Origin of the sequence: Pseudoalteromonas sp. (genome assembly GCF_041613455.1) — a bacterium.
In the GTDB taxonomy this organism is placed as follows: Bacteria; Pseudomonadota; Gammaproteobacteria; order Enterobacterales; family Alteromonadaceae; genus Pseudoalteromonas.
In genome coordinates this window covers 46736-56897 of sequence record NZ_JBFJHD010000004.1, presented here as the reverse complement: position 1 = coordinate 56897, position 10162 = coordinate 46736, and the positions used below count along the sequence as shown (strand labels likewise).

Genomic DNA, 10162 nt, shown 5'->3' with positions numbered 1-10162 from the left:
TACCTGATACCTGATACCTGATACCTGATACCTGTTATGAGTTATGGATCATAATGCATTTAACATTGACAAATTCTCGCATGCCAAAGCCACCGTGCTCTCGGCCATAGCCACTGTCTTTAACGCCCCCAAATGGCAGGTTGGGGGTGGCTAAACCGTAGCCGTTAATATTAACCATGCCAGTATTAAAATGTTTTTTAGCCAGCTCAATGGCTTTGTTTTCATTTTTAGAAAAGATCCCCCCGCCTAATCCGTAACGCGAAGCGTTGGCGATGTTCATGGCATCGTCGTTGTCTTTGGCTTTGATCAGTGAAGCGACTGGACCAAATAGTTCGTCGTCGTAAGCAGGCATGCCCGGGGCTAAGTTATCAAGTAGCGTCGGAGGGTAGTAAAATCCGGTTTGCTTAGGTATTTCACCGCCAGTCACTATGTTTGCTCCGGCTTTAACAGACTGGGTTACTTGCTGGTGTATGCCATCGCGCAAGTCTTCGCGAGCCATGGGCCCTAAATCGGTATCATCCGCGAGTGGGTCGCCCATTTTCATTGCTTCGAAATGCTGTTTAATGCCGGCTTTAAATTCGTCATACAGTGACTCCACCACAATAAAGCGTTTTGCCGACACACATGTTTCGCCATTGTTGACCATACGACCTTGCACACAAGTTTTAATTGCCAGCTCTAAATCAGCATCGTCAAGCACTAAGTAAGCGTCGTTGCTACCCAGCTCAAGGACGGTTTTTTTCACATACTTACCCGCCTGTTCAGCCACTTTTTTACCCGTAGCATCGCTACCAGTAAAGGTGACACCGCTAATCGCTTTGTGTGCTATCAGCGCACTGGCGGTTTTTCCATCAATCAGTAAATTACTAAAGCAATATTCAGGAAAGCCTGCCTGTATAAATAACGTCTCTATTTTTTCGGCCATGCCAAATACATTACCCGCGTGTTTTAATACCGTGGTATTACCGGCCATAATATTGGCTGCACTGTAACGAATGACTTGATACAGCGGGAAGTTCCAAGGCTGAATACCGAGTAATACTCCGGTGGGCTGATAACTGACAATAGCGCGTCCGCCGTCCATTTCCCGCTCTTCATCACCCAGAATGTCAGCACCATGCTCTGCGCTATAGCGACAAATTGCGGCGCACAGCGCGACTTCTTGTAACCCTTGCGAGTAGAGCTTGCCCATTTCCTCGCTCATCAGCTTAGCGATGGCTTCTTTTTGCTGTTCAAATAATGCGGCTAATTTATTCAAGTGTTTGGCGCGCTCGGTAAATGAGGTTAAGCGCCAATCTAAGTACGTTTGATGAGATTTTTCGATGATTTGCTCAGCTTGCTGTTGCGATAGCAAGGTGTAAGATTGAATGACTTGCTCAGTTGCGGGGTTAATGGTATTCACTGTATTACTCATTACGCTCTCCTTTAAATTGGTCTGCGCAGAAGGGTGCAAAGCTAACGCCAGTTATTACTCATCGCGTTTTTTTTATAACTTAATGTAATTAATGTGGTTTTTAATTGTTTATTATTTAAGGTTAATATTTTTATAGTGATTTATCTGCTATGTTCGGTAAATAATACATTGCGTCGTAAAAGTTACAGGCACTAAAATGATACAGTCATTGTTTGGTACAAGGTTAGCGCTTATTCAAGCCCCTATGGCAGGCGTACAAGATGCCAAGTTAGCAGCAAGCGTGAGTGAAGCCGGCGGGTTAGGCTCATTACCGTGTGCCATGTTATCGGCACAGCAATTACGTGAACAACTTGAGCTTTTAACCACGATCACAAACAAACCTTATAACCTTAACTTTTTCTGCCATACGGCAGGGCACTATACTCGCGTGCAACAACAAGCTTGGCAGCAATTACTGCAACCGTACTTTAATGAGTTTAATATTGACGCCGCTGCACTTACACAAAGCGCATCTCGCCAGCCTATTACTCAGCAAGTTGTTGATATTATTGCGCCGTATGCACCACCGGTAGTAAGTTTTCATTTTGGTTTACCGCACAACAGATTGCTGCAACAAATTAAAAACTGGGGAGCCACGGTGATTTCCACAGCGACCACAGTAAATGAAGCTAAATGGCTTGAGGCCCATGGCGCTGATGCCATTATTGCCCAAGGTTTAGAAGCGGGTGGCCACCGCGGGCATTTTTTATCAATGGATTTAACGCTGCACAGTAATACCGCCGAGCTTGTTAAAAACTGTGTCACGGCGGTGTCAGTTCCTGTGATTGCCGCAGGCGGTATTAACAGTGCCGATGCTGTAAGCCAAATGCAACGCTTAGGTGCCGCTGGGGTACAGGTCGGCAGCGCGTATTTATTATGTAACGAAGCGCAAACCTCGCCCTTACATCGTGAAGCAATATTAGCGCAGCCAAGCGGCAGCGATGCTACGGCGATCACTAATTTACTATCGGGGCGTGCAGCCCGAGGGATCCGCAACCGGATTATGACTGAATTAAATTATAACAGTGAACTAGCGGCGCCATTTCCGTACGCTAATATAGCGATTACGGCATTAAGGGCTAATGCAGAAGCACAAGGTAGAGATGATTTTACACCTTTATGGTGCGGACAAAATTATATTCCCAGAGCGGATGTGAGTGCGGCGTCGATAACGCAAAACTTAATGAGTAAATGGTGACAATAAATGAGTGAACTTTCAATTTTGCCATTAGGTGACAGCTATAAAGAGCTTGCCATTACCCTCAAAGAAAAACTGGCAGAGCAATATGCAATTAAGCATCTGGCGCGCGACACTGTGGTATTGCAACAAGGAGAATTCCAACGTTATGGCTACCTCATTTTAGACGGCGTGCTTGGTGCTATCCATGACGATGTAGCAGGCGGGCAAAAGTGCAAGGAGTTTTATTTTAAAGATGAATTTGCACTGCTTTATGGTAATTGGCTCACCAATACGGCGGCGTTTTATCAGTTAAAAGTGATCAATCGCGCAACCGTTATTAGCGTGCCACTCACGGTGTTTGCAACCCCCGAATGGCAAACAGTAAAGCAGCAGCTGATTGCTCAGCAGTTAATATTTAAAGAAGCCAAAGAAGCATTTTTGTTACTCAATACACCAGAGCAACGCTATCGTTATTTATTAGCTGAGAAACCCCACTGGCTGGCGCAGTTAAGTTTAACGCAAGTTGCAATGTATATAGGTATTTCAGCGATTTCGTTATCAAGAATTCGCAAACGACTTAACTTAAGTTAAGGGTAAAAATTATAAAGCTAGTTAGACTTCGTTTTTTAAGGAGTCACTATGTTTTTACTTGCTCAATCACTCGTTGCTATAGCGACATTACTGGATCTCGCGTCGTTTCAGTTTAAGTCGCGCGGGCTTATTTTAAGCTGTTTATTTATTTCAGTATTACTGACCGCAGTACACTTTTTTATGCTGGGCTATAATAGTGCGGGCTGTTTAATGTTTATTGCCGCACTGCGTTATTTATACTGTATTTATGCACGTAAAACCTGGGCAATGTACGGTTTTATGTTGCTTAGCTGTGCTGCGGTATATGTTACCTGGCAAGACTGGTTTAGCGTGCTGGCATTGATTGCCACGCTTATTCAAACATTTGCCTCGTTTCAAAAGCACGACCTGCACTTACGTTTGTGTATGGTGGTTGGTACTTCATTTTGGATAAGCCACAATGTTTTTGCCGGCTCACCGGTTGCCATCTTAATGGAAAGCCTGTTTTTAAACAGTAATCTGGTAGGCTTATACCGTTTTTATCGCGGTAAAAACGTGGCGTTGAGCTAAAGTAGCGGGCTATTTAGTTTAACTGTAATTGCTTAGCGATTTCTTTCAGCAAGTAGGTTTCACGAATAATAGATAGCCCTTGTTTATCACTGCTGGCAAGGGTGCGCTCATTATGTGCAATCGCGTCATGAATATTAACCCATTTAGCTACCATACCATTTTGTTGCTCATAGCGCTCTAATTGCGCTTGGCCCAATGTGACATCAATGCTGCAAATATAGCAATACGACTTAATATGAATAATATCAAAATCATCTTTATACCAAGGGCGATATTCTTGGTATAAACCAAATTCTTTTTTGAGCTTAATATTTTGCGCGCCAGTTTCTTCTTGCAGCTCTCGTATTAACCCTTGTTCAATCGTTTCACCTGCATCAACGCCACCACCGGGTAAGCTGTAATCATCATAACGGGCTGTGTACATTAGCAAAATTTGCTGCTGGTGTATGGCAATAGCACGGGCGGTAATACGGGTAAATTGACTGCCTTGATTAATGTTAATACTGGGATGAATAAGGGTTTTTAGTGGGCGCATTGACTCTCCTTGATTAAAGTTAAATTATATCAGTTGTTTATTTAAATTTAACGTTTAATGCTCACTTTTCTTCAGTGTGCCTATTAACAGCTTGTTTAGAATATTGTATTAGTAATATACTAAAAACTAATGATTTTACACGTAAAATTGCTTGTCTTTCATTTCGCAGCTAGGCCAAGTAGAATAATAAAAAATGCATAGGGATCAATCATGTTAAATATACTATTAGTGGACGACGATGTTGAATTTAGTGATGTGGTATGTCATATAGTCGAGTTTCTCGGTCATAATATTAGTACCGCAACGAGTTTAAAAGAAGCGCACCAGTGGTTGGAAAATAATAGCTTTGATCATGTGCTGCTTGATTTTATGCTCCCCGACGGCAGCGGATTACATTTACTCGATCATTTAAAATTGATTGGCCACTCCCCTAAAGTAACGCTTATTTCGGGGCATCCTTCGGTGAAAGGTATTTTAGCCGACATGTGCCAGCCCAACGTCGGTCACTTGTTAAAACCATTACAACGCGAAGATCTTGAGCGGGTACTAAATGGCTCACAAAAAGCAGTAAAAAAAGCTAAAAACACCACTACGCGTCACTTCGATACGCTCATCGGCGAGTCCGCCGCCATGCAAAAACTATATACTATGATAGAGCGGGTGGCGAAAACCTCTGCCAATGTCATGTTAATGGGCGAAAGCGGGGTAGGTAAAGAAGTGGTCGCGCAAGCGATTCATAACGCCAGCCAATGTGAAGGGCCGCTGGTGGCGAGTAACTGCGGTGGGTTTTCCAAAGAGCTGATTAGTAGTGAACTGTTTGGCCACGAAAAAGGCGCCTTTACCGGCGCCATTGCCCGTAAAGAAGGGGTGTTTGAGCAGGCTAATAACGGCACATTATTTTTAGACGAAGTAACCGAAATGCCAATTAGTATGCAACCTAACTTATTGCGGGTACTCGAAACTAAGCGGGTTACACGGGTTGGTGGGAATCGGGAGGTTCCCACCAATTGCCGGGTTATTTCAGCCACTAACCGTTCGCTTACCGAATTAGCGCAAAATAATGTGATCCGCGAAGATATTTATTTTAGGCTGGCGGTGTTTCCTATTGATATTCCTGCACTACGTGAACGCAAAGAGGATATACCGTTATTAGCGAATGCGTTTTTAGCGCAATTAAATGACGACAATGGGACCGATTTTAGCTGGCAAACAGAGCAACTCAAACAGCTGCAACGCTACGACTGGCCAGGTAATGTTCGCGAGCTACGTCATGCTATTCACCGCGCGTTTATTATGAGCGACCCACAAAGTAATGAGGTTTCCTTACCCGACAACTTAGAATCGCCATTTTCAAAAGTAAATAATCAAGCCAATGAAAAACAAGTAGTGGCAGGGCAAACCATTGAAGCTGTGGAAAAAGAGTTGATCCATGCCACGCTTGATAAAGTACAAGGCAATAAGACCCTGGCGGCACAAATGCTGGGTATTAGTACTAAAACGCTTTATAACCGTTTGAACGCCTATGGCGGTATCGGTGAATATAAATAAACGACATTTAACGGCAATAATGCAAGTGTTAAGCTTTAGCGCATTTTATTTATTGTTTTTTAACGCTACATTTAATAAAAAATAACAGGAAGGCTATGACAGTAAACAAATCGAGTAAGCCACTTAACCAATTAGTGCATGATGCGCGAGCCCCACTTAACCGTATTTCCATGAATGCTGAGCTAATAAAGTTGGTGTTAGAAAACGATCTGCCAAAAGAAAAAGCGCTTGAGGCGCTAAATAAAATTATTGCTAACTGTCAGCAATGCAGTGACAGCTTACAAATAATTACTGATTCGCAATAATTTAGACCTTTTATAAGTAGGATGCTTAATGAGCGCGCAAAAAAAATCCAGTAAAGCGAATGTAATGTGGGCCACCTTTATTGTTGTGCTACTGGTAATTATCGTTGGCAATGCCTTTTTAGCCGTTAACACCATTCAAGGGCTCACGAAAACGCAAAAAAGTTTAGACAACACCAATATGCTAACAACGGCTATTGAAAAGTTGCATTTGTCGGTGGTGCAAGCAGAATCGGGGCAGCGAGGTTATTTACTTACCGAGCAAAGTGGCTATTTAGCGCCTTACTACGATGCACTCGAGCAGCTTGAATCACAAACTGAGCATGTTAAATCGTTAAGCTCAGAAATAAATGGTCAAGCGGAGCGTATTGCCGAATTACTGCTATTAGTTGATAAAAAAATAGCCGAACTAAAAAAGACCGTTCACCTAGCGCTCAACAATAAAGAACGCCGTGCGCTTTATTTGGTGAATACCCATATGGGGCGCGAGCTGTATAAGGAAATTCTGCTTGCGGTAAACGAAATTCAACACCGTGAGCAGCTGTTTAAAGTGAGCCATTTTGCGAAATTAGCAAAAATAAAAAATGAAGCAAAAATTACTTTTGCGCTTACCGCCGTTACCAGTGGGCTGCTTATTTTAGGTATGTTTATCCTAGCGCGGTTAAACTTACGCAATGCGGAAATGTACCGCGCGGAGCTGGAAAAACAAAATGAAACGTTAGCCAATAAAGTGACTGAGCGCACGCAAGAGTTGACCTTATATTCAGATGAGTTGAGTCGCAGTAACCGTGAACTTGAAGAGTTTGCTTTTGTTGCAAGCCATGACTTACAAGAGCCACTGCGTAAAATTCAAGCGTTTAGTGATCGCCTTGAAACTATGTATAAAGATGAACTGGGTGACAAGGGGATCGACTACATTGCGCGGATGAAAAACGCAGCACAGCGTATGTCTAATTTAATTAACGATTTATTGGAATTTTCGCGGGTGACCACCCGCGGTAGAGATTTTGTCGATACCGATTTAAATAATGTATTGGCTGAGGTGTTAGGTGATTTAGAAATTGCCATAAAAGAGTCACATGCTCAAGTTAACCTAGCTGATATGCCAGTTATACAGGCCGATCCGAGTCAGATGCAGCAGCTATTTTTGAACTTGATATCTAATGCGGTTAAATTTAGACAAGCCGATCAAGCTCCGATAATCAACATAGATTTTTTTACCACCAACGAATTTAGTGAAGATCATAATACTGAGCTGCCTTGGCAAGTGATTACCATTAAAGATAATGGCATTGGCTTTTCGAGCGAATATGCAGATAAAATTTTTGTTCCCTTTCAGCGCTTACATGGGCGCTCACAATACAAAGGCACCGGCATTGGCTTGTCGGTTTGTCGACGTATTGTCGAGCGCCATGGCGGTACCATAACCGCACAGAGTCAACCCGGTGAAGGTGCAAGCTTCGTGATAAAACTACCCGTGGAAAGTGAGCTTTTCACATTACAAGGAGAGGCTTAATGCCACTGAGTAAAGTAAAACCGATTACCATTTTGATGGCAGACGACGATGAAGATGATCGCTTATTAACCCAAGATGCACTCGCAGAAAGTCGTGTACTTAACGAGTTGCACTTTGTCGAAGACGGGGTAGAGCTGCTAGAGTACTTGGAACGTAAAGGTAAATTTGCGCAAAAAGAGGCATCCCCGCGACCGGGTTTGATCTTGCTTGATTTAAATATGCCACGCATGGATGGGCGCGAAGCGTTGCAGGCGATTAAAGCCAATCCAAACTTAAAAGGTATCCCGGTGGTTATTTTAACCACCTCACAACAAGAAGAAGACATGGTTAAAGGCTATGACTTAGGGGCCGCGTCGTATATCACTAAACCTGTTACCTTTGATGGCTTAGTGGAGTTAATGAAAGCGCTGGGTAAATACTGGGTAGAGTTTGTAGAGTTACCTAGCAGCTATAACGATTAAACAGTGTCACACAGAGGAGACGGTATGTTAGCGAAGGCAACCAGACTGCTACTTGTTGAAGACGATGAAGATGATTACATTCTTACCCGTGATTACCTGGAGCAGCTGAGTTCGCATACTTTTGACGTAGAGTGGGTGAGTGATCCGAAGCGCGCAATTGACCTACTAAGTAACAACCAGCATGACATTTGCCTGCTCGATTACCGCTTAGGCGCCTCCGATGGCTTGAGCGTATTAAAACAAGCAATAGAAAAAGGCTTTAATGGCCCAATTATCATGCTCACTGGCCAGTCTAATGCCGCATTAGATTCTGCCGCGCTTGATGCCGGAGCGGTGGACTATTTAGTCAAAAGCGAAATGAATAGCAGCCGCTTTGCGCGAGCTATACGCTATGCATTAGCGCGACGCGATGTTGAAGACGAACGCCTAGAACGGTTAAAAGCCGAGGCTGAAAATCGCTCAAAAGATCGCTTTTTAGCACACTTAAGCCATGAGTTACGTACGCCGTTATCCTCTGTTTTAGGCTACACAGAACTGCTGATGCAAAGCGACTTTAGTAAGCATGCTGAGAATGAGCTGGGCGTGATTTATCGTAATGGTAAACACTTATTGAGCTTATTGAATGACGTGTTAGATTTATCAAAAATTGCCGCCGATAAGCTGGAACTCAATTGCAGTGATATCAACCTTGATAGCTTAATGGCCGACGTATTTACTTTAATGCGGGTGTCGGCGCTTGATAAAGGACTGTCATTACGGTTTGAGTCGCTGCAACCGCTGCCATTAATTGTGCATGTTGATGCCACTCGGCTGCGACAAATTTTAATCAACATCATTAACAACGCAATTAAATTTACCGAGCAAGGTGAAATAACCGTTGCTGCCTGGACCGAATTTGTTGATCAAGATGAGATGCTATTTTTTAGTATTCAAGATTCAGGCGTGGGCATTGCTCCCGATAAGCAAGCACTGATATTTCAGCCGTTTGAGCAAGTAGCCGAAGTAGAGTCGCGCGCTGTGGGTGGTGCGGGGCTAGGGTTGGCTATTTGTACCGAGCTGCTTAATAGAATGCAGGGCTCCATTAGTTTGGATTCAAAAGTGGGCCAGGGCTCTAAATTCACTATCTCGCTGCACCCTGGTAATATTAAACACGTAGCACGCAACGTGTTAAAGCTTGATTTAACCCCCAATATGCAACAAAAAAATGCCCCTTGTAAAGTAACTGGGCGGGTACTGGTGGTTGATGATTTACGTGATTTACGCATTTTAGTGGGCCATATGATCACCTCCGCGGGCGCGACAGTTGATTATGCCGAGCATGGTAAGCAAGCGCTCGAAAAAGTGCGCCTTGCTGAGCAGCAAAATGAGCAATACGACGCGATTTTTATGGATATACATATGCCAGTGATGGGCGGGAAAGAGGCCACCATCGAGCTGCGAAAATTTGGTTTTAGCGGCGCTATCATTGCCCTAACGGCCGCCACTATGAAAGGAATTCGTAATGAATTATCGGCGCTCGGCTTTAATAATATGATTGCTAAGCCGGTAAATTCAAACTTACTTTATCAGTGCTTACAACAAACTCTCAATAAAACTAATAAAGCCACAGATGAGCAACCTCACCAAGAAGTTGCGCAAAGTAATCGCCGTTTTTTACTGGTCGAAGATGATGCCGATGCGGCGCAAATTACGCAGTTACTGTTAGAGAGCTTAGGCGTAGAAACACAGTTGGCCTGTAGTTTTGAACACTGCGTTAGCGTACTTAAAAACGACAGTCATTACGACAAAGTCTTGTTAGATATGCATTTGCCTGACGGCTGTGGGTTAGAGTTGGCCCGTCACATTCAGCAGCATTATCCGCAAGTAAAGCGTGTTATAGTTAGCGGTATGGAGCCTGATCCCTGCAAAATTAAACAGCTCGACATTGAACAGGTACTGCTTAAACCGATTAACTTAGCGATATTGACTCAGCTGCTCGATTAGCCGCGTGTGTAACTTATTTCAGTTATGCGGCTCAATTGACTGTC

Annotated in this window: 10 protein-coding genes; 8 read left to right on the top strand and 2 right to left on the bottom strand. The window is 43.5% G+C overall.

Going from position 1 to position 10162, the window contains the following annotated elements:
• Positions 1–34 precede the first annotated feature (34 nt).
• Complete coding sequence (locus ABYB02_RS01005) at positions 35–1414, bottom strand: NAD-dependent succinate-semialdehyde dehydrogenase (protein WP_372760152.1); 1380 nt, start codon at positions 1412–1414, stop codon at positions 35–37.
• A gap of 196 nt (positions 1415–1610) precedes the next feature.
• On the opposite strand from ABYB02_RS01005, the gene ABYB02_RS01000 reads away from it, so the two are divergent.
• Genes ABYB02_RS01000 through ABYB02_RS00990 form a run of 3 tightly spaced genes read left to right on the top strand, consistent with a single transcriptional unit; the run spans position 1611 to position 3773 of the window.
• Entirely contained in the window at positions 1611–2651 is a 1041-nt protein-coding gene (locus ABYB02_RS01000) for an NAD(P)H-dependent flavin oxidoreductase (protein WP_372760150.1), read from the top strand.
• A gap of 6 nt (positions 2652–2657) precedes the next feature.
• On the top strand, positions 2658–3224 hold the full coding sequence (locus tag ABYB02_RS00995; protein ID WP_372760148.1) for a Crp/Fnr family transcriptional regulator: 567 nt from the start codon (positions 2658–2660) through the stop codon (positions 3222–3224).
• 48 nt (positions 3225–3272) lie between these two features.
• Positions 3273–3773, top strand: a complete 501-nt coding sequence (locus tag ABYB02_RS00990; protein ID WP_372760146.1) for a YgjV family protein — start codon at positions 3273–3275, stop codon at positions 3771–3773.
• Between the two features lie 13 nt (positions 3774–3786).
• Here ABYB02_RS00990 and ABYB02_RS00985 read toward each other — a convergent pair whose 3' ends face one another.
• Positions 3787–4308, bottom strand: a complete 522-nt coding sequence (locus tag ABYB02_RS00985; protein WP_372760144.1) for an NUDIX hydrolase — start codon at positions 4306–4308, stop codon at positions 3787–3789.
• A 210-nt stretch (positions 4309–4518) separates the two neighbouring features.
• Between ABYB02_RS00985 and ABYB02_RS00980 the strand changes: the two genes are divergently transcribed.
• From ABYB02_RS00980 to ABYB02_RS00960, 5 genes are all read left to right on the top strand, one after another.
• Positions 4519–5856 carry a sigma-54-dependent transcriptional regulator gene (locus ABYB02_RS00980; RefSeq protein ID WP_372760142.1) on the top strand — a complete coding sequence of 446 codons (1338 nt, stop codon included), beginning with the start codon at positions 4519–4521 and terminating at the stop codon, positions 5854–5856.
• A gap of 95 nt (positions 5857–5951) precedes the next feature.
• Positions 5952–6161, top strand: coding sequence for a histidine kinase (locus tag ABYB02_RS00975; RefSeq protein ID WP_372760140.1), 210 nt, complete (start codon positions 5952–5954; stop codon positions 6159–6161).
• 28 nt (positions 6162–6189) lie between these two features.
• Positions 6190–7674 carry an ATP-binding protein gene (locus ABYB02_RS00970; protein ID WP_372760138.1) on the top strand — a complete coding sequence of 495 codons (1485 nt, stop codon included), beginning with the start codon at positions 6190–6192 and terminating at the stop codon, positions 7672–7674.
• A complete protein-coding gene (locus ABYB02_RS00965) occupies positions 7674–8135 on the top strand; it encodes a response regulator (protein ID WP_372760136.1) in 462 nt (153 codons plus the stop codon). The genes ABYB02_RS00970 and ABYB02_RS00965 overlap by 1 nt, the downstream gene beginning before the upstream one ends.
• 24 nt (positions 8136–8159) lie before the next feature.
• Entirely contained in the window at positions 8160–10118 is a 1959-nt protein-coding gene (locus ABYB02_RS00960; RefSeq protein ID WP_372760134.1) for a response regulator, read from the top strand.
• Positions 10119–10162 lie beyond the last annotated feature (44 nt).